Source organism: Amycolatopsis sp. (genome assembly GCF_025464955.1).
In the GTDB taxonomy this organism is placed as follows: domain Bacteria; phylum Actinomycetota; class Actinomycetes; order Mycobacteriales; family Pseudonocardiaceae; genus Amycolatopsis.
In genome coordinates, this window is record NZ_JAODNM010000079.1 from 34,790 (window position 1) to 55,845 (window position 21,056).

At 68.8% G+C, this 21,056-nt stretch carries 13 protein-coding genes; 2 read left to right on the forward strand and 11 right to left on the reverse strand.

Annotation, left to right across the window (positions count from 1 at the left end; translation table 11 throughout):
* The first annotated feature begins 266 nt into the window (after nt 1-266).
* On the forward strand, nt 267-2,090 hold the full coding sequence (locus JWQ81_RS17490) for a hypothetical protein (RefSeq protein WP_297542755.1): 1,824 nt from the start codon (nt 267-269) through the stop codon (nt 2,088-2,090).
* Complete coding sequence (locus tag JWQ81_RS17495) at nt 2,042-3,034, forward strand: hypothetical protein (RefSeq protein WP_297542757.1); 993 nt, start codon at nt 2,042-2,044, stop codon at nt 3,032-3,034. Before JWQ81_RS17490 ends, JWQ81_RS17495 begins: the two co-directional genes overlap by 49 nt.
* On the opposite strand, the gene JWQ81_RS17500 is transcribed toward JWQ81_RS17495, so the two are convergent.
* The 11 genes from JWQ81_RS17500 to JWQ81_RS17550 form a co-directional block, all read right to left on the reverse strand.
* Nucleotides 2,976-3,620 carry a hypothetical protein gene (locus JWQ81_RS17500; RefSeq protein ID WP_297542759.1) on the reverse strand — a complete coding sequence of 215 codons (645 nt, stop codon included), beginning with the start codon at nt 3,618-3,620 and terminating at the stop codon, nt 2,976-2,978. The two genes, JWQ81_RS17495 and JWQ81_RS17500, sit on opposite strands and share 59 nt — an antisense overlap.
* Nucleotides 3,613-4,014 (reverse strand): YbaB/EbfC family nucleoid-associated protein, encoded by a 402-nt coding sequence (locus JWQ81_RS17505; protein ID WP_297542761.1) that lies wholly within the window; start codon nt 4,012-4,014, stop codon nt 3,613-3,615. Before JWQ81_RS17505 ends, JWQ81_RS17500 begins: the two co-directional genes overlap by 8 nt.
* Before the next feature lie 23 nt (nt 4,015-4,037).
* A complete protein-coding gene (locus tag JWQ81_RS17510) occupies nt 4,038-7,391 on the reverse strand; it encodes a right-handed parallel beta-helix repeat-containing protein (protein ID WP_297542763.1) in 3,354 nt (1,117 codons plus the stop codon).
* Nucleotides 7,392-7,473: 82 nt separating this feature from the next.
* Nucleotides 7,474-10,143 (reverse strand): hypothetical protein, encoded by a 2,670-nt coding sequence (locus JWQ81_RS17515; RefSeq protein WP_297542765.1) that lies wholly within the window; start codon nt 10,141-10,143, stop codon nt 7,474-7,476.
* Between the two features lie 92 nt (nt 10,144-10,235).
* The gene (locus JWQ81_RS17520) at nt 10,236-10,508 is read right to left on the reverse strand and encodes a type VII secretion protein EccB (protein WP_297542767.1); all 273 of its coding nucleotides are present in this window, start codon (nt 10,506-10,508) and stop codon (nt 10,236-10,238) included.
* Nucleotides 10,509-10,516: 8 nt separating this feature from the next.
* Nucleotides 10,517-11,905 (reverse strand): type VII secretion integral membrane protein EccD, encoded by a 1,389-nt coding sequence (gene eccD / locus JWQ81_RS17525; protein ID WP_297542769.1) that lies wholly within the window; start codon nt 11,903-11,905, stop codon nt 10,517-10,519.
* A gap of 34 nt (nt 11,906-11,939) precedes the next feature.
* Nucleotides 11,940-15,938 carry a type VII secretion protein EccCa gene (gene eccCa / locus JWQ81_RS17530; protein WP_297542771.1) on the reverse strand — a complete coding sequence of 1,333 codons (3,999 nt, stop codon included), beginning with the start codon at nt 15,936-15,938 and terminating at the stop codon, nt 11,940-11,942.
* A gap of 70 nt (nt 15,939-16,008) precedes the next feature.
* Complete coding sequence (locus tag JWQ81_RS17535) at nt 16,009-19,521, reverse strand: WXG100 family type VII secretion target (RefSeq protein WP_297542773.1); 3,513 nt, start codon at nt 19,519-19,521, stop codon at nt 16,009-16,011.
* Nucleotides 19,522-19,588: 67 nt separating this feature from the next.
* Entirely contained in the window at nt 19,589-20,116 is a 528-nt protein-coding gene (locus tag JWQ81_RS17540) for a hypothetical protein (RefSeq protein ID WP_297542775.1), read from the reverse strand.
* Nucleotides 20,117-20,312: 196 nt separating this feature from the next.
* Complete coding sequence (locus tag JWQ81_RS17545) at nt 20,313-20,612, reverse strand: WXG100 family type VII secretion target (RefSeq protein ID WP_297542776.1); 300 nt, start codon at nt 20,610-20,612, stop codon at nt 20,313-20,315.
* 41 nt (nt 20,613-20,653) lie between these two features.
* Complete coding sequence (locus JWQ81_RS17550) at nt 20,654-20,989, reverse strand: WXG100 family type VII secretion target (protein WP_297542777.1); 336 nt, start codon at nt 20,987-20,989, stop codon at nt 20,654-20,656.
* Nucleotides 20,990-21,056 lie beyond the last annotated feature (67 nt).

Consider the following 21,056-nt stretch of genomic DNA (forward strand, 5'->3'; position numbering starts at 1 on the left):
CGAAGTTCGAAACAGCCTGCTGGAACTCCTTCTTCCCACCAAGGTCCGGCAGTGGCGTGTGACCACCCTTCGAAGGCCCAGCGGTCGGTGGCGCTCCAGCCGTCTTCTTTCCGGGGCCGGGGTCCGACTTTGACTTCGGCGCGTTCGCGGACGAATGCAACGGAACCGGGGACGGATCGACCCTCTTGAACGGACTCGGCCTGCCACCGGGCACGGGGCTGTCCGTACTGGTCTTCAGCCCCTTCGCGACCGGAACAGGAGTCTTGGTGACCGGCTTGGGATCCGCGTTCGGCGAGGTGTCCGAGTTCTGCTTCGGAGTCGGAGAGGTCTTCGGGTCCGTGGTCGGTGAGGTGTTCGGCGAATCCTTCAGGTTCTGGTTGACCGAAGTCGGCGCAGGAGCCGGAGTCGCCTTCGACTCCGGCGACGGCTCGGGCGAAGCCTTCGGATCCACCGACGGTGAGATCTTCGGCGCAGGGGTTGGTGACACCGACGAGGTATTCGGCGAGGTATTCGGCGATACCTTTGGCGCCGGAGCAGGAGTCGTGTCCAACTTCGGCGCGGGCGTCGGCGAACTGCTCGCTGCCCGGTTCGGCTCGGGGGTCGAGTTCGCATTCGTCGTCGAGTTGGGCGACGGGTTCGGTGAAACGTTCGGTGCCGGCGTTGGGCTCGTAGTGAGCGACGAACTCGGCTCCGGCGACGGTGTGGCAGATACCTTCGGCGCGGGCGTCGGCGTGGTGCTCAACGACGAACTCGGCTCAGGCGACGGCGTAACCGACACCTTGGGCGCCGGGGTGGGCGAGCTATTCACGGCGGCGTTCGGCGCAGGCGCCGTGTTCGTGTTCACCGAGGTGTTCGGTGCCGTGTTCGTGTTCACCGAAGTACTCGGCGCGGGCGCCGGTGAGACATTCGGTGCCGGGGTCGGCGTCGTGTTCAACGACGAACTCGGCTCAGGAGCGGGCGTAACCGACGTTTTCGGTGCCGGGGTCGGCGTCGTGCTCACCGAAGTGTTGGGCGCCGGGGTGTTGGGCGACGGAGTCGAACCCTTCGACGAGTCGGACGAGACAGTCGACGTCGTGTTGGTGTTGGTGTTGGTGTTGGTGCTCGTGTTCGGGCTCGTCGAGGTGTTCGGATTCGTGGTGACCGACGAGTTCGACGGAGCATTCGGCGTGGCATTGGGCGTGGCCGACACGTTCGGTGCCTGGGTCGGCGTGGCAGTGGAGTCCGACACCGGAGGCACAGTCGTGTTCACCGACGAGTTCGGCGTCGGCGACAGGTTGGGCGCCGGGGTGGGCGTCGCCGACGAGTTCAGCGACGACGGTGACGGCGTGACATTCGACGGCGAATTTGTCGTCGTAGTGTTCGACGTGTTCGCGCTGTTCGTCGCGGAATTCGCCTCGTTGACGCTGTTCGGGGAACCAGTGTTGTTCGGGGAGTTCGTGCTGTTCGCCGTGCTTGTTTCGTTCGACGAAGTATTGCCGTTCGACGAAGTGTTGCCGTTCAGCGAAGTGTTGCCACCCGAAGTCCCCGTACTGTTCGGCGCGCCGGTACTGGTCGAGGAGTTGCTGGCGTTCGAAGAGTTGGCGCCGTTCGACGTGCCCGTGTTGTTCGGCGAAGTGTTGCCGTTCTGGCCGCCGGAGGTACCGTTCCCGGTCTGGCCGTTCGTATCCGAGTTGTGCGTGCCCGCGCCGGAACCGTTGCCACCACCGGTTTGGGTCGAACCACCGGACGAGCCGGAGGTGAATCCGGCCAGTCCCCCACCAGCAGGCGGGGGCGTCGAGACCGAGGAACCGCCGCGTGTATTACCGCCCGTATTGCCGCCTGTAGTGCCGCCACTGTTGCTTGGGGACGAACCGCCGCCGACCGGCACGGGCCCGCCCCTGGAACCTCCCGAGCTGAAACCTCCCGAGGACGTGCCTGCCCCTCCGGTTGTCACCGGGCCCGAGGTCGTCGGCGGTGGGGTGCCCAGGGACAGGTCGACGTTGGCAGCAGCGCTGTTGTTGTTGGTAGGACCAGCTTTGTCGGGGCCGTTCGGCACGGTGCCGTGGTCGCCGCCGCCGAACTTCTGGTGGAGCTGCTCGCCGAGATGGTGACCGCCGTGGGACGCGGCACCGCTCAGCCCGCCGTTGAGGGCCGACCAGCCCATGCTGCCCGTATCACCGCCGAAGGCAACCGCGCCGACCCCACCGACGACGACCTCGGTGGCGGCTTCGATACCGCCCTCCCCGATCGCACTGTCACCGATTTTCGTCCCGTGCTTCTTGTCGATGATGCCGATGCCGTGCCCGAGGCCGTGCGCGAACGCGCCGCCCACCCCGCCGAGGACCCCGGACTGCATGATCGACTGGGCGTCGAAGCCCTTCCGGTTTCCCTGGATGATCTGGATGAGCTGCGCGAGCATGTCTTCGAAGATTTCCTCGGCTGCTTCCTGGGCCATTTCGGCGATCAGTTCGGCGGCGTGCTTGAGGAGGGTGTTCTCGATCTCCTTGATCGCGAACCGGCCGAGGCCGAGGATTTCGGGGACAAGTTCGACGGTGAACGGATCGGCGATCGCCCACAGCACGTCGAGGGCGGTGACGACCATGGCGATGATCATCGAATACTTGCTGTTCTCAACGTTCAAGGCCTGGTAACGCAAAGCTTGCGCCTGCGCGGTCGCCTTCTGCGCGAAATCCCCTTCGAATCCCGAGAGCTTCGACGCGAACTGGGTGAAGTTCTCGCCGACTGTGCCGCCGACGTGACTGACGACCTGCCTTGCCAGATCGTCGAAGCCCTCGCCCGAATCCTTGATCCGCTGCGCGACTTCGTCCCATTCGGCGGCCAGCGCACGGAGCTTGTCCTCGTCGCCCTGAGGCCAGGCGTCGCCCGCGATGATGTAGAAGAGCCAGTCAAGACTCGGATCGACTTGAAGACTCATCGCGTAACTCCTTTCCCAGCCTCAGTTCCGTGGCGACACCTCCGCCCGCCCGCTCGAAGACCTACTTCGAGTCATCCACCGCGGGCACCGAAGGTACTGGTGCCTCGAAACGCGTTGTAGGCGTGAACGTCGCGGGTGTCAGCACGCTCCGAGGAGTGTCCTCCACGGCACCGAAATGCGTCGCGGGCGTGAACTCTCGCGGAGTCATGTCCGCCGGCACACCCAGAACCGCCGGTTGCAGCGGTGTCCCGCCAGACGTCTCCACTTTCGCATCGAAACGTTTCGCCGGCGTCAGCTGCCCCGGAGGAGTGTCGCCACCACCACCGTTCCCACCACCACCGGTCATCGCCGAGTCGGTATCTTGGTTGAGCTTGAGGAAGCTCTTTCCGAGCTGGTCGCCGGCGTCGGTCACCACCTCGTCGGTCTTGCGGAAGGACTTGGCCATCCCGCCGATCGCGTCCGTGGTGTCGCCGACGACCTGTCCCCACTTCGAGATCCCGTCGTGGATCTTTGCGACCGCGGAGATGTGCTGCTCGGCGAACGTCCGACCGTTCTTGTCGTTCCCCGCGGCGTCGGCCACCCGCGCGGGGTTCATCAGGTCGTTGATGCGCACGGCGAGGTCTTGGATCTGGTTCGCCTTGTCGTGGAACCCTTCCTTGCTGGAGTCCAGGCCGTCCGAATTGACGAAGAAGCTTCCGTCACTCATGGTTGCGCCTTTCGTTTTCATCGCCGGACAGGCGGGACAGCATCGACTGCAGGTCGGCCTTGCCGCTGAGCAGGTCCGCCGCCGAGAAACCCTCGGGCAGCATCGGCTTGAGCAGATCGGCGGACTGGCTCAGGGACTTCTCCCTGGCGTCCTGGATCGTCTTGACGATGATCGTGCCCAGTTCGGCGGGAGTCATCCGTTTGTAGGCGCTGGTCGGAAAAGCCACTGAGAGCACCTCGCCGTGGCGGCCGACGGTCGCGGTGACGACCTGCCGGGGAGAGGTCACCGAGTTCGTGACCGTGTCCATCTTCTTCCGCGCTTGGGAGAACTCCTCCCGCTGCCGCTTGTACGCGGCGAGCGCGTCGTTCATCGTTTTCTCGTAAGGCGACGTCATCGTTCCTCCGCTTCCCTTCTCGATCAGCTCACCGAGGCCAGCCCCTGGCCGAGGGCCAGGGCGCCGATCTGCGGTGACTGGGCGCCGCGCAGGTCCGCCGCGGCCAACGTGCGTGAAGCGGCCGTGGCGGACAGAGTCCGCGCCATCTGATGCGCGGCGTACACGGTGTGCTGTGCCGCACCGGCGAGCTCGTGGGCGAGGGCGTCACGGACTTCCTCGGGCACGTCGTGACCGCGGCGCTGGAGTAGTCGCACCGCGATTTCGGCCAGCTCGCCGACGCTGTATTCGGCAAGCTCCCACCCCTCGGTGAAGCAGGTGCGCAGGGCCGGGACTGCGGTGAACAACGCAGCCAACCGCCCCTGTTCGCCGGTCAGGACGACCACCTGCGCACCAGGACGCTTCGTCACGGCCTGGGTGACCGCTTCGACCGCCTCGACGCCCGGGGTGTTCGGTGCGGCGTCGAAGTCGCCGTCGAGGTCGATCACCAGCACTCCCCCGGCCGCGTCGTCGAACACGGTCTGGGCCAGCCGCTCCGCCTGTCCCGGCCACCTCGGGTACAGGTCGTCGAGGATCGACGAGTTCACCAGCTGCCCGATGGCCACCAGGCCCAGCTCCGCGAGGCTCTGCGCGTACAGCTTCGCGATCTCCCGTCGGCCCGTCCCGCGTGGACCGCCGATGACGACGTTCGCGTTCTGCGCCAAGGGCTGGTTGCCGTGCTTGAGTTCGCCGAGCCGGATCAGGGTGCGGCCGGCGCCGGCCCGAACGGCCGACTGCCCGACCAGGTTCTGCAGACGGCGCCAACCCTCGCTCGCGCCGACGGCCGCCGCCGGGTCCGACTCGATCGTCGCGGCCGCCGCCTGACCGGCCATCGGGATCTGCGCGATCTCCGCGGCGAGGTCTTCGGCGGTCAGCCTGCTCATGTCCGAGTCCTTGGTGGGCGGTTCCAAGGCCAGGCGGGAAGCCTGGTTGTTCACCATCGACTCGAAGAGCTTCCTGGCGACACGGCCGTTACCGAAGGTGTCGTTCTTCGGGACGCGCTCGAAGTACTCCCGCAGCGCGCCCATCGCGTCGTCGGTCAGCTCGTAGTAGTGCTTGCGGGTGAGCCCGGTGGTGATCGTGACGAGCTCGTCGACGCTGTAGTTGGGGAACTCGATGGTGCGGGTGAACCGCGACGCCAGCCCGGGGTTGGAGTCCAGGAACTGCTCCATCTGTCCCGAATACCCGGCGACGATGACGACCAACTCGTCGCGCTGGTCCTCCATGATCTTCATCAGGGCGTCGACGGCTTCCTGGCCGAAGTCGGGACCGGACCCGCCCGCCTGCGACGTCAGCGTGTACGCCTCGTCGATGAAGAGCACGCCACCGATCGCCTTGTTGACCACCTCGGTGGTCTTGATCGCGGTCGACCCGATGTACTGCCCGACGAGGTCGGCCCGCGCCACCTCGATCATGTGGCCCTTGGCGAGGATTCCGAGCTCGGCGAGCACCGTGCCGTAGAGGCGCGCGACCGTGGTCTTACCGGTACCGGGAGGACCGGCGAACACCAGGTGACGGCTCATCGGCGGCATCGGCAGGCCCATCCGCTCGCGCATCTGCGACATCTTGATGAGGTTGATCAGGCCGGTGACTTCTTTTTTCACCCCCGCCAGGCCGACGAGCGATTCGAGCTCTCCGAGCGGTCCGTCGAGCACCACCGCGGATGCTTCGTTCTCCTGCGCTCGCGGGGTTTCGCTGACCTCGTCGCGCTCGGAGAAGTCCGGGAACAACGGCATAGCGGCCGGCTCCTGACGGCTTTCGGCGCCGTCCGTCCGGTGCTCGTCGGTTTCCAGGTTCTCCACCACGACCCGGTCTTCACCGAACCGGCGGACCGCTTCGCCGCCGCTGTTCCTGGCCACGCAGTTGCGGAGAACTACGGGTTCCTTGGTCTCGAACCGGAAGCCGTCCTCACCGGACCCCAGTACCTCGCACTCGGTCAGGGAGACCCGGGCGCCGTCCTCCACCGAGACCCCGTGCCGGCCGGCGGCCCGCACCCGGCACCTCGACGCGGTCAGCACCGCGTTCGGGGCGACCGTGATGCCGTCCGCCACCGCGTCGGCGATTTCGCAGTCCTGCAAAGAACTCTCGGCCGGACCGCCGTCGATCTTGACCCCGCCGCCGCGGGTCAGCACCGACGTCAGCGACGAGGGGCCGGAGCCGCCGAGCACGATCGCGTACTCGGCGGTGGAACCGGCGCGGAGGTCGGCGACGGTGACCCGCGCGGATTCGGTGACGTCGATCCCGATCTCGGCGCCAGTCTCGACGGAGGCGTCGGAGAGGTTCAACCTTCCCTGTCCGGAAAGGACAATGCCCGGTCCACTGTCGACAGTCAGCCGGAGACCGCTGATGCGCAACTCGGACTCGGCGCTGACGAGGATCGCGGTCTGCGAGGACCCGCGGACCGTGGCGCGCTCAAGCCGGGCGGAACCGTTGCCGTCCAGCAGGATCGCGACCGGGGAGCCTTCGAACGTGCAGTCGACGAGGTGCGGCGTGGCGTTGCCGGTCACCTGCAGCGCGTTCCGTTCCGCCCCGGAGAAGGTGCACTCGCGCAGCAGCGGCGAGGACTCGGCGGCGATGTGGGCCGCCTGCATGGGGGCGTCCACGAAACGCGAGTCCGCAACGGAAATCCGGCCCTGGCTGGTCAGATAGAGGTCGACGTTCGCGCTCTCGCGCACGGTCAGTCCGGTGATGGTCGCGCTGCCCTGCTGCTCGACGACCATCGCGGGCTTCGCCGCACCGGAGATCTCGCACTGCTCGATGACGGCGACGCCGTCGCCGTTGACACAGATCCCGTTGCCCTGTGGGCGGGTCACCGTGCAGCGGCGCAGGATGACCGAGCCCTGCTCGGCGACCACGACCCCTGACGAAGCCGCGTCGATGATCTCCGTGTCCTCGATCGTGCTCGACGCCGGGGAGGCGACCACGATGCCGGCCCCGGCGGAGCTGGTCACCGTGCACCCGCGCAGGGCGAGTGAGCCCTGGACCCTGGCGAGCATGGTGGCCCACGAAGCCCCCGAAATCCGGCAGCCGTCCAACGCCGCTTCACCGCGCACGACGTCGACGGCGACCAGTTTGTCGTCGGCACTGATCAGCACGAAACCGTTGAGCTGCACCGCTTCGGCGTTCGCCACCAGGACACTGCCCTCGCGCGCGAAAACCTCGACCGTGCCCTCGCCCTGCTCCGCGACCAGGGTCACCATCCGGTCGACGACCAGGTTCTCCTCGTACCGGCCCGGATTCACACTGATCGTGGCGCCCGGCTGCGCGCGCCCGAGCGCCGCACCGATCGACGGGAACGAACCCGGCCGATCACCGCCGACCACCAGCAGCTGTCGGTTCATCGTTTTCCGCCTCTCCCGCCGGCGCCCGCAGGCCCCGCATCACATCTGCGCCCGCACCGGGCTCGCGTCACCACTGGCCGCCTCAGACCAATCCCGGCAGCGCGGCGAACCGCGCGACCGCCCCGGGGTCGATCGGCCGCCGCTCATCCGACTCGGCCCACACCTCGAGTTCGCGCCGCAACGAAACCAGCGCCAGCTCGTCGAGGGAGATGCGGTTGGGATCGACCCGACCCGACTCGTCGACCTCGCTCGCGGTCAGCTCCCTGAGCAGGATGAGACCGCGACCGCCGTCCCTGGGCTCCTTTAGTTCCAGCAGCTTGAAGCTGGTTCCCGGCACGAAGAGCACGCGGTCGGCGAGGCCGCCTTGCTGAGGTTCGAGGAGTTTGGTGCGGCGCGCGGTGATCGACCATACGAGCACGTCGGTGTCGCCCGGCACGTTCGACGACGGCGTTGCCAGCATGTTGAGAAAACCCCACTCGGTGAACAGGGTGTTGGCGCGGTAGAACTTCCACTCCTTCGCCGTGGGCGACAGCGTGAAGGTCGCGGGCCCCCGGTGCGACGGAAGGCGGCTCAGCCCGGCCACCACGCAGCGGGCGATCGGCACATGCGGGCCGACCTTGCCCGTCCGCAGCCCCGCGTCGATCGCGACGCCCTTCGCGGACAGGTAGAGCTGCACGGCCACGGCATCGGTCAGCACCTCGGCCTGCGACGAGGACAGCGCGCCCTGGAACCCGGGGTGCTGCGACAGGACCCGCGCGATGCCGTTCGACATCAAGCCGTATTCCTGCCCGAGGGACTTGCGCAGCCAAGTGCGTTCCTGCTCCACCCCGCGTTTCGGCAGCAGCGCCGACGCCTCGGGCTCCGGGGTCGGCTGCAGTCGGATATCCGTCTTCGGTGGGGCGACGGGGATCTCCAGCTTTTCCGGCGCCGGCTCGGCAGACTCGGCCGCCGCTTCGGGCACGGGCGCGTGCTCGGCCGGGGGCGCCACCGGCGCGGCCGGGTCCACCGGGTCCACCGGGTCCACCGTCGACACCGTCGACACCGTCGACACCGTCGACACAGTGGGCACAACGGGTGGCGGGGCCGGGGACTGGATGGCGGGTTGCGCGCCCGGCCCGGTAGCGGACTCGAGGCGGAGCGGCGCCGACGGCGAGACTGGCGACACGGGCCGCGTGAGCGGCGGCGACACCAGCATCTGTGGCGGCGCAACGGGTGCAGGCGGTACAGGACGCGCGGCAGGTGCGGCTTTCACCGGTTCGAGCCGCTGGACGATGCCCAGCGCGGGCTCCTCGGCAGGCGCGGAGACCGCACCGACGGCGAGGTCCACCGGACCGGCGAAGGACGGGACCGGCCCACCCGGCCGATAAGCGCCCGGCTTGGGTTCGCTGGGCTCGCGGACCACCACCTCGGTGGGGCTCGATGCCAACAGCACGGAGACGGGCTCGCCGGCTTCGATCTCCGCCAGCGCCTTCCTGCTCACGTGTGTCGTTGTCCGCTCAGCCAGCAAGGCGGACGCGGCCAGAACCCGGCTCACTCGACGGGTGAGCGGGTCGAGGCTGCCGAGGACGTCGTCGGCGAGCCGCCGCATCCGGTCCATGTTGTCCGCGCTCGCGGCATCGAAGGTCAGGTTGTGGATCGCGGTGTCCAGGGTGACGCCACGCAGCGCGGCGGTGTTCGCGCCGTCGAACGGTGACCGGACCAGCAGCCCGGACTGCACGACCTCGATCACGGCGTCGGGCGCGCACCAGTACACGGCCGGCGAAAGCTCGGTCAGGCCCGGCAACGGGACGCGGTGGCTGATCAGGTGCGGCAACGAGTCCGGACCGGCTTGGCCACGGGGCAGGTAGGTGAGTTCGCGGGCGAACGAGGGCCAGCCCAGCCGTCCGTCGAAAAGCACCGTGCGCACTTCGGGCGACCGGGTACTACCGACCGGCATCCCGGCGTAGAACGAGATCTCCTTGCCCAGCAGGTCCGCGAGGGCCTGACCGAGCGTCGTGCCGCTCGGGGCCGACATCGGGCCGTAGCGGACGAACCGCGCGTTCTGCCGGACGTTCTCGGGCAGCCGGATCCACAGGCGCGCCGCGTCGTCGAGGGTCAGCGGCGGGCAGCCGGGGCAGCCGAGCACGATGGTCAGCACGTCGTCCTGCGGCGGCAGCCCTTCGATCAGGCGCGCGCGGTGGTGGCGCTGCTGCTGGTCGAACCCGACCGGCCTGATCCACAGGCCGCCGGGCAGCGGCTCGGCGACCCCGCGAGAACTCGTCGAGGACATCTCGGCGGTCAGCCCGGAATCCCAACTGGGCCGGGGAAAGCGTTTGGCCTCCCACTTCGGCTCGCGGCCGGGGTGGAACCGCACCCAGCCACTGCCGCGTCCCGAGTGGACGAACAGCGAGCCGCCCGCGCTCGGGATGACCATGCCGTCCGGGGCGATCACGGTACGGCCGAGCCGCTCGCACAGCCATTGCCCGGCCAATGCGGAAGTTTCCCGTGAGCGGCCGCCGATCACCAGGCGGACACCGCGGCGCCGGCGCGGCAGCGCCTTGGCGACGGACTCCCACATGGCGATGGGCGAGTTCACCGGCAGGTCCACCACGACGAGGTCGTGCTCGGTGTCCGGGGCGACGCCGAGCGCGAGCGCCTGCGCCCCTTCGGTCATCTTCCCGGCAGGATGGACCACCAACGCGTTGCCGACGGTCTGCTTGGTCAGCTCGGTACCCTCGGCCGCGCTCTGGCGGCGCACGATAGACATTGCCATCTTCGCCCTCATCCTTCCTCGTCCGGCACCCGCGTTGGCTTCGCTCTCCAGCGCCCGGCACTTCCCTACACGTACGGCGGAACCGGTCTAGTTCACCCGCCCGTGAAATCGATCGTGCTCGCCGGCTGGACCGCGGCGACCCCGGCCGGCGCGCTCGGCGTCTTGGGCGCCGCTTTGTGCTCGATCAGCCCGAAGATGAAGAACCCCGCCGCGATGAGCACCGCGAGCGCCGTGCCGACGATCAGGCCCGTCCAGGTCCGTTTGGCGGGAACTTCGAGGTGGCTCGCGTCGCCCAGGACGAGCGCGGAGGTCATCCGCCCGATCAGGAACGAGTACGCCTCGACGTGGTCCTTCTGTGTCTGCACGACTCACCTCACCTCGCCAAACCGGAAGCCCACGCGTACACGCCGAACAGCTGCAGGAGCACGGGCACGACGGCGACCGCGCTGAGTGTCTCCAGCCAGTTCGCCAGGTGCGCCCAGATCGGCAGCAGCCGCCGGGGTGGCGGTCGCAGCATCGCCATCACCATGAAGGAGAACACCAGAAGCAGCAGTGCGAGCGAAACCCCGCGACCGCCGGCGGCGAGCGGCGAGATGATCGACAGTGCCACCACGACGAGTCCGAACGCGCCGGCGACACCCAGCGACACCCGCTGCCACGCGCCGAGCAGCGCCCGGCAGCGCAGCACCGCGGCGATCGCGATCAGCAGCGCGAGGATCGCCGGGAACAGGCCCTGGTCCATCAGGAACGGGAACGAGCAGGCGAAAACCACGGCCGAAGCGACCGCGCCCATGGTCAGGTAGCCGTCGGCGTAGGCGGTGCGCTCGACCATCTGGGCAGCCGGCGCCGCTTCGATGTCGAACTGCAGCTCGTCGGCCGTCCTCGGCAGCTGGGGCCCGCGGATCCGGGCCAGCCGGATCCCGATCCGGGGCGCGAACACGAGCACCCCGATCAGGACGGCCGAGAGCAGCCCCGCGACCTGGACCGTCGAGAGCAGGACACCGAGGTGCAGCCACTGCGCCACCGCCGCCAGCAAACCGATGGCGACCACCGTCCCGAACGGGATGAACGGCATGACCGGGGCCCAGAAGACCCGGGCGCCCAGCAGGATCGCGCCCGCGAACGCCAGTGCCAGCCCGCCCACCAGGATCGGACCGCCCTGTAGGTCCAGTGCCGGGTCCAGCCCGGCGAGCCCGACCGCGCCGGCGAACGCGGAGAACCCGCAGCCGCCCAGTCCCAGCAGGAGGATCAACGCCTTGTCCTCGGTCTGCACGCCCGCGATGATCGCCGAGACGAGCAGCCCGAGCGCGATGACGGCCGCCGCGCCCGTGGTGAACGCCATCGTGCCCGGATAGACCAGCACGCGGGCGAGCACGAGCAGGGCGCCGACCGAGAAGCCGAGGAAGAGCCACCGGTTGAACTCCGGCTTCCACCGGCCAGGCTGCCGGTTGACCGCCGTCGCCATCCCGTCGGCGATGTCGTCGAAGTCCAGCTCCGGCAGCGGGTCGGCCCGCGGCCGCAGGTAGAACTCCTCGCCTTCCTTCCAGTCCAGCGACTCCGGGGTGCCTGCCGGGTCGAGCGGCGCGTCACCGAGTCGTTGCAGGGCCCAGGAGTCCTGGAACTCGTCCCGGCCACCGGTGTGCCGCAGCAGCACCGGAAGCAGGCTCGCCACCGAGATCGACAGCGGAACCGCCAGATCTGCCCGGCCGCCAGGGCCGAACACGGTGATCCGGCAGAGCTCGGCCTGTTGTGCGCTGGTCATTTCCGCTCCTCCCCGAAGGCTGTCCGATAAGGGCTCATCGGAAACCGCCGACGAGCTGGGTGTTCGCGTCGGCGCCGGTGGCGACGAAGCCGGTCTGCATGAGTTTCACGCCGCGGCGGGTGACGAGCTGCGCGCGGCCAGGGGGCAGCTTGCGCGGCATGGCCTCGCCGAGGAACTTGCCCTCCTCCTTGGGATAGGAGAAGACGACACCCGGGCTGCCGAGCTCCCACATCCGCCGCAGCACCGGGTCGCTCAACGCCCGCATGGCACCGGAAGTGCTCCGCGCGACGATCAGGTGGAATCCGATGTAGACGCCCTGCGCGAGCAGCGACAGCAGCGGATCCAGCGGCGAACCCATGCCCATGGTCAGGAGCTGGTAGTCGTCGACCACGAGGAACAGCCTCGGGCCGTCCCACCAGTCCCGCTTCTTGAGCCTGTCGGCTGTGACGGTCTGGTCGGGGATGCGACCGGTGAGCGAGACGATCGCCTGCTGCGACAGCTCCTTGAGCGCCTCGCCCGTGGTCGCGTAGCCGACCCGGTAAGCCGCCGGGACCTCGGCGTCGAGCTGCCTGCTCGGGTCGGCGAGCAGGATCTTCGCTTCCCCGGACGAATACCGCGCCAGCACCGACCGGATGGCGAGGCGCAGCATGTTGGTCTTGCCGGTCTCGTTGTCCCCGAAGACCAGCAGATGAGGCGTGGTCTCGAAATCGTGCCAGACCGGCCACAACCGCTGTTCGTCCTGGCCGAGGCAGATCTTGAGATCGCCCTCCGGGCGGGGCAGGTCGGTCATCGGCAGGGTGCCCGGCAGCATCCGGACCGCCGGCGCCCGACGGCCCGGCCAGAACGTCTGGACCTCTTCGGCGACGGCCTTGGTCGCCTCGGCGAGGTCGTCGGTGGCCGAACTGCCGTCCATCCGGGGCAGGCTCGACAGGAAGTGCAGACCGGCGGCGGTCATCCCGCGACCCGGCTGGTTGGGCACGGTCTTCGCCTTGCGCGAGCCGACTTCGGACTCCATCGGGTCACCCAGACGCAGTTCGAACCGGGTGCCGAGCAGGTCCCGGAGCCACGGCCGGATCTCCGACCACCGGGTCGACGCGACCGCGATGTGGAGTCCGAACGAAATCCCGCGCGAGGCGAGTTCACCGATCTTCGCTTCGAGCTCGGAGTAGTCGGTCTTGACGCTGAACCAGCCGTCGATGACCAGGAAGACGTCCCCATGCGGGTCGTCGATCTGGCCGGACTTGCGCAGCTGCCGGTAGACCTCCATCGACTCGAGGCCGCGCTCGGAGAAGATGTTCTCCCGCTTCTCCATGATCTGCAGCATTTCCTCGACCGTCCGGACCACCCGGTCGCGTTCCAGGCGCGTCGCGACCGAGCCCACGTGGGGCAGGCCGCTGATCGACATGATGCCGCCACCACCGAAGTCGAGGCCGTAGAACTGCACTTCCTCGGGGGTGTGGGTCAGGGCAAGGGAAAGCACCAGCGTCCGCAGCAGCGTGGACTTGCCGGACTGCGGCCCGCCGACCACCGCGATATGGCCGTTGGCACCGTTGAGGTCGGCCACCAGCAGCTCGCGGATCTGCTCGAACGGCCGGTCGATCATGCCGAGCGGCACCCGCAGCCGGCCGCGCTGCGCCGGGTCCTCCACGGTCATCCCGCGGACGGGGTCCGGCAACACGCTGGGCAGCAACGAATCCAGGCTCGGCGACTCGGCCAGCGGCGGCAGCCAGACCTGGCGCGCCGCGGGTCCCGAACCGACCAGGCGATCGATGAACACGTCCGCCAGCGTCGGTCCGGTGGACTGCAGCGCGTCGGCGTGGTCGTCCTCGGATGCGGTGGCGACCTGGTCCGGGCCTTCGGGACGCAGCATGTAGAGGCTCGGCCGCGGCTGGGTGAAGAACGGGACCACCTCGCGGCTGACCCGGGCCTCCTCGGAGCCGCCGTCGCCGACCCCCGCGGGCACCGGCCCGGACACGTACGCCGCCTTGAACCGCACCAGGTTCGTGGTGTCGATCTTCAGGAAGCCGTTGCCAGGCTCGGACGGCAGCTCGTACGCGCTGGCAACCCCGATGACACTGCGGGATTCCATCGAGGAGAACGTCCGCAGCGCGATTCGGTAGGACAGATGCCCTTCGACGCGGTGGATGCGGCCTTCGTCGAGCCGCTGCGACGCGAGCAGCAGGTGCACACCGAGACTCCGGCCCAGCCGCCCGACCGAAACGAACAGCTCCATGAACTCGGGCTTGCTGGCCAGCAGTTCGCTGAACTCGTCGACGACGAGGAACAGGGTCGGCATGGGAGCGAGCTGCTCCCCCTGCGCGCGAGCCTTCTCGTATTCGAACAGCGACGGGTACCCGCTGGCACGCAGCTGTTCCTGGCGCCGGACCATCTCGCCGTTCAGCGAGTCCTGCATCCGGTCGACCAGCGGCAGCTCGTCGGCGAGGTTGGTGATCATCGCCGAGGTGTGCGGCAGCCGGTCCATCCCGAGGAAGGTCGCGCCGCCCTTGAAGTCGACCAGTACGAAGTTCAGGATCTCCGAGGAATGAGTGGCGGCCAGGCCGAGCACGAGCGTGCGCAGCAGCTCGCTCTTGCCCGAACCCGTGGCGCCGATCAGCATCCCGTGCGGGCCCATCCCGCCCTGCGCGGACTCCTTGAGGTCCAGCTCGACGATCTCGCCCTCTTCGGTCACCCCGATCGGGACCGACATCCGGGCGCGTTGCACCGCCCGCGGCCGCCACTGGGTGGCGATGTCGAAGGTGTGGACGTCCCGGATGCCGAGCAGCGCGGTGAGCCCGAAGTCGCTCTCGAGTGGACGGTCGACCAGGTCGACGGTCCCGCTGGTGCGCTTCGGAGCGAGCAGCCGCGCGAGCGCCTCGACCTGGACGACCCCGAGCTCGTCGCGCTGGGCCGAGCCGACACCGGAGCCGGCCGGGAACTCGACGCGGTCGCCCTCGGTGGTCAGCCGCAGTACCTTCGGCCCACCGGGCATCGCGCCGGTCACGTCGAGCAGAACGACGTTGCGCAGGCCCGCGCCCAGCAGCCGGGAGGAGTCGGGGATCGAGGCGAGGTGCGCCACGATGACGACCATCGGCTCGGCGGCGGTCGGCACCGCCGCCTTGTCGTGGTCGTCGCGGTCGGCGACGTCCGGGCCGAGTACGTCCATCAGCTCGTCGTGGTCGGAGGCAAGCATCCGCAGCGGGCCGGCGGCGTCGCGTGACGTCGGGTGTGCGTTGTGCGGCAGCCACTTCACCCAGTCCCATTCGGGCTGAGCCGCTTCGGTGGTGAGTACCGCGATGCGGAGTTCGTCCGGGGAGTGGAAAGTGACCAGCTGGCCGAGCATCGCGCGCACCAGCGCGACCGACGAACCCGGGTCGCCGTCGAACTCGACACTGGTGAAACTGCGCAGCCCCACCGCGGTCGGGATACCCGAGAGCGTCCGGTAGGCCTCGCTGAAGCGGCGCAACGAGATCGCCGACAGCGGTTCGAGGTCTTCGATGGGCTTGGTGACCGGCGGGACGAGTTCGAGCGCCGACTGCTGCGAACCCAGGCCGATCCGTACGCGGGCGAAGTCGTCGTGGCTCACCCGGCGTTCCCACAGCCGCGGCCCCATCGCCATGGACCAGAGCGAATCCGGCGAAGGGTTGTTCCACGCGACGGCGCGACGCTGCTGCTCGGCGGTCTCGCGGGCCCGGATGCGGACCTGCGCGATGTAACGCAGGTAGTCACGCCGTTCCGCGCGCATCTTCCGCTTGCGTTCACCCGCGGACCGGGTCAGCTGCCCGAGGCTCATGGCCATCATGGAAACGCCCATGCCACCACCGAGTACGTAGGTCATCGGTGAACTGCCGGCCGCTCCGGAGAAGGACAGCACCATGACCATCGAGCCGATGCCCATCGGGAGCATCATCATCAGCGAGTTGTAGTCGCGGGCCGCGGGCTCGGCGAGCACCGGTGGCTCCTGGAGCTCTTCCTGGCCCTCCGGCCGCTCCGGTCCGGCCGCCCGCGGTCCGCGCTTGACTGTCACCGTGCTCATCGGTGCACCTCCTTCCCACTCATCGGATCCAGTGTCACTTCAACGTCGAGGGTCACTTCACAGTCCAGGATCACTCCAAGACGCCTGACGGCTTCGAAACGGCCCGGCCCCAAGCGGAGTTGTCCTGGCTCAGGAGGTCCGCCATGGAACGTTCGGCCTCTTCGCCGTCTTCGTCCTCATCGGACTCTTCGCCGTCGGCATCCTTATCGGACGCTTCGGGTTCCGGAGGCGGGTCGTCACCGGAGCACGTGGGCCACTCTCCGTTGGAGATGACCTCGCCTTCGCCTCGCTTACGCCGCCGGTAGGTGGCCAGCTCGGCCTCCATCGGCTCGAGGTCGGCGTCGTCCTCGCGACTCCACGGTTCGTCGCTGTGCTCGACGAGGTCGAGCACGAGCACCTCCTCCGAGGTTTCGTCGGTCGACCACGCGCTTGCGGGCAGCAACCCGGGCAGGAACTCCGCTGTCCCGACGTCCCATGACGAAACGTCCTCTACGGCGTCGACCGGCCGGACCACCGGGACGCGCAACAGAGCCTCGTAGCTCTGGGACGGATACGGGGCGTCCGGGCCGTCCGCGCCTGCGCCCCCGTCCGCGCCGCCACCTGCGGCCGTGTCCGGGCCGGGGCCCTGACCTGGTGGGACAGCTTCTTCCTTGCGGTGTGCCGGGCTCACGGAAACCTCCTCCGAGTTAACGGACGCCGGGTCCGAAAGTCCCCAGCGCGGCCGGAGCGGAGCGGGTGCTTCGGTCTGCGCGGGCAAGGCCGCGAAGACCGCCGAACCGTCCACTTCGGAACTGCCGACTTCGGAACCGTCCACTTCGGACGATTCGGCCGGCGGCACGACACCCGGAGGCGCCGCTGCCGGACCCGCCCACGACGCCGTTTGGGCCGGAGGCCCTTCCCAGACCGGGGTCAGGGCTGAGGTTGGGGCTGGGCCGGTCGCCCACGGCAAGCTCACCCCGCCCAGCAGGTTCGCCGAATCCGGCCGCTCGGTCTCGGTGCCGCCGCCGTCCGTACCAACCGCACCAGCCGGCGGCGGCAGGATCGGCACGCCGCCCGCGGGCTCGTCCGGCGTGGCCCACGACGCCGGGTTCACCGGCGGCGTGTCGGCCAGCACGTTCGGATCGCCGACCCCGGCAGGCGTAGGCCCACTGGTCCAGGCCTGGGTGACGCCGCCGAGCAGACCCGCCGAATCCGGCCGCTCCGCACCATTGCCCGCGGCCGCACCAGCACCACCGCTGCCCATGCCACCAGGCGGCATCATCGGCGTGCCAGGAGGCGCGGTGCCACCGGCGGTCGCCGTGACCGGCGGCGGCGTCAAACCCGTCAGGCCGGTCAAGCCGGTCAAACCGGCCGGACCGTTCGTGTCGGCCGGACCACCGTTCGCGCCGACACCGGCGATGTCGCCAACGGTCGCCGTGCCGGAGGATCCGGACCCGCCACCAATGACGCCCGGCGGCGGAGCCCAGGACGCCGACTTCAGCGCGGGTGTGTCCACCAGCGAGCTCGGGTCGCCGACCCCTGGCGGCAAGGCCCCGGTCCAGGGCTTGTCCACGCCGCCGAGCAGACCGGCAGAATCCGGCCGCTCGGCACCGTTGCCCGCGGCCGCGCCGGCACCACCACCGCTGCCCATGCCACCAGGCGGCATCATCGGCGTGCCGGGAGGCGGCGTACCGCCGGCAGTCGCAGTGGCCGGCGGCGGCGTCAAACCCGTCAGCTTGTTCAAGGATGCCAAGTCGTTCGGGGCGTTGGCCGGCGCGTGCAGGTTGTCGGCCCCAGCCGAGTGGAAGCCACCCGGTGCGCTGTTCGCGCCACCCGACGATCCGGCACCGCCACCGGCATTGACCGGCGGCGGGGCCCACGACGCCGACTTCAGCGGCGGCGCGTTCAGCAGCGAGTTCGGGTCACCGAGACCCGCAGGAGGAGGGCTGATCCAAGGCTTGTCGATCCCGCCCAGCAGACCCGCCGAATCCGGCCGCTCGGCGCTGTTGCCCGCACCGGCACCCGCACCACCGCCGCCCATACCGCCAGGCGGCATCATCGGCGGCGGCGCGGCGGCCTTGGTGTTGTCCACCGGCGGGTTCTGCAGAGCCTGCGGCAGGTTGACCGGCTTGATCGCGTCGTTGTTCAGGCTGTTGGGCGCCGCTCCGCCACCGTGGCCGTTGATCCCGCCAGGCGCGCCACCGGTGCCACCACTGCCGGGGCCACCGCCGATCTTGGGGCTCTGGAAGTTGCCGAGGCCCTTGGAGCCGAGCCCGTTGTTGCCGAGCCCATTGGAGCCGAGCCCATTGTTGCCGGGGCCGTTGCCGATGTTCGGGTTCTGGAAGTTGCCGAGGCCTTTCGTGCCGTCGGTGTTGTTCCCAGTGTTGTTGCCGGTGCTGTTCTTTCCGCCGACCGAGCCAGGGGGCGGCGGGATGTTCGCGCCGGTGATGGGCGGGATGTTGCCGAGGCCGCCACCGCCACCGCCACCGCTGTTCGATCCACCCGGCGGCGGGGGTGTGGTGAGGGACTTGATCCCGCCCAGTCCGTTGCCACCAGGGCCGTTGCCGCCCGGGCCGCTGCCGCCCGAGCCGTTGAGACCCGGAGGCGGTGCCACGGAAAGGTTCTGGAACGGCGGCAGGGTGCCACCACCGCCACCACCCGCGCCACCACCCGGAGGCGGCGGGATGGACGCGCTGTTGATCGGCGGCGGCGTGCCACCACCGCCACCACCACCCGAACCTCCACCCGGAGGCGGCGGGATGGACGCGCTGTTGATCGGCGGCGGCGTGTTACCTCCACCACCACCGCCACCGCTGCCACCGGGCGGCGGCGGGATGTTCGCGCCCCCGGGGGGCGGCGTGTCACCGCCGGTCGGCGGTGGCGGGATGTCGCCACCGGGCGGTGGGGTCGGGATGTTGCCCCCGCCGGGCGGCCCGGTGCCGGTCGTGTCGGGCACCGCGAGCGGCTTGACCTGGAAGCTGCTGTATTTGGTGCCCAGTTGGTCGGCGACATTCTTCATGTCGTCCGTCATCATCTTCACGGCTTCCGGGAACTTCGAGATGAAGGCCCGGCCGTCGGGGAGCACCGCCCCGCGCGCGATGACCTGCGCCGCGTAGTAACTGTCGATTTCCCGGATGGCGTTCTGCGCCCACTGCAGGTAGTTGGCGCTGTTCGCGAGTTGCGTCGGCACGTTTTCGGAGCCGTCACCACCGCCCGAGAGCTGATCGACCATGCCGTCGACCTGCGCCGCCATCTTCGCCATGAGCCCCACGAACGTGGTGGCCGCGGTGCCCTTCCACGAACCGTTCTCGCCGGCGAGCGCGGCGGTCTGGTCCTTGATGGACTGGGCGATGACGGTGAGGCTCTGCTGAGCGGTGTTGAAGGTGTTGGCCGCGTCCTGCAGCGTCTGCGGATCCACGTTGCCTCTGGCCAGGTCGGCGGCGTCGCCACCGACACTCATCGAGCCACCACCGAGGACGGCCGCCTCGATCTGTTTCCAGGTCCAGCCTTGGAAGTCCGTGCCGCCGGGAGGAAGCTGGGACGGATCGACCCAGACGCCGTTGCTGTCGGTGGTGAACCCGCCGCTGTTGTTGGGGTCCGTCATCGTTTCTCACTCCCGGAGCACTGTCTTCGACACCGTTCGGCCACAATCGAGCAGGAAGGGGAGCTAACTACCCCTTTTTGCCGAGGTTGTTGACGTCGGTGGTGACCTGGCCGAAGTAGTTGGCGTAGTCGGTCGAACTCATGTTGTTCGCGTCGTCGGCGGTGTCGTACGCCAACGCGGCTTTGGCAATCTTGTCGGACAGCGTGGTGATGGCGCCGATCAGGCCGGACACCGCGTCCACCGACGAGGTCTTCAGATCGGTCGTCTTCTTCTCCAAGGCCACCGCGGATCGGAAACCGCCCGGCTTCACGTTGACCTCGGACAGATAGGTCTTCAGTTCCTGGAGCGGGGTTTCCAGGCTCGCCAGGTTGGTCGCGAAGGTCTTCATCGCCGCCGTGTTCACCGCCGTCACGCCTTTGCCCGGAGTGTCGCCACCAGGGACCGCCGGCGGCTGCGCCACGTCGCCCCGGCCGGTGAACGTCCCGCCCCCGTCCGGGATCGAGTGGTCACCCGACGAGTTGAACGGACCGGCCGGCGGGGGCGGCGGGTTGTTGGACGACGAGTTCGGATTCGCAACGCTCGCTGTTTCACCCATTGTTCACACATCCTCAACTTCTGTTTTCACGACCGGGCTGTTTTCACGACCAAGAAATGCGGGTCTGCGCACCAGACCCGGTGTTCACCGAAGAGGGCGCGATCCGCGCCACCCGAAGGAGTGACACGGTGACTAGTTCGGGGGTGTCGAGACGAAAAGTGGACTCGACACCCCCGGGCGGAACGCGGCCTGGAACTCAGCTGCCGCTGGCGAAGATCTTCGAGTTCGAGTTCTCGGCGTCGACGAGCGTCGTGTTGATGTTCTCCAGCGTCTGCCGCGCCGCGTCCACCGCCCGGGGCAGGGCCTGGGCGACCTGGTAGCAGATCGCGTAGGTCGAGTTGTACTCGTCCTTGGCAGAGCCGACCCAATAGTCCAGCTGGGACTGGGTCTGGGAGTTCATGTCCTCGAGGATCTGGGTGATCTGCGCGGCGTGGGCCTTGGCCTCCGAAACGGCCTGGTCCATACCCGGGAAGGAAACTTCATACTGACCGGTCACTGCGAATTCCTTTCAAGTACGAGCTGGTGGACGAGCCTGGATCAGAAGCCTTGAAGCCCGCCGCCCATGCTGGACGCGGCCGACTTCGCCGCCGAGGTGACGGTGTCGTCGTGGTGGTCGTAGTTGGTGGCGGCCGAGGTGACGTCCGTCGAGAGCTGCTTGAGCTTGTTGATGATCTTGTCGCACTCGGCGTAGAACTCCTGCATCGCACCGTCGAACGTCTGCGACGCGGTGCCCTTCCAGGTGCTCATCAGCGTCTCGATGGTGGTCCGGACCTGGCCTTCCTGGGTCTTGACCTGGTCCGCGTGGTCACTGATGGTGGCCGCGCCCTGGCGCATGATCTGGGTATTGACCTTGGCGTTGCTTGAGCCTGCCATGCGATCCTCCTGTTTTGGTGTTTTCCGGGCCGTGCTGAGGGAGCACCACCGGCGGCGGAGACCTACC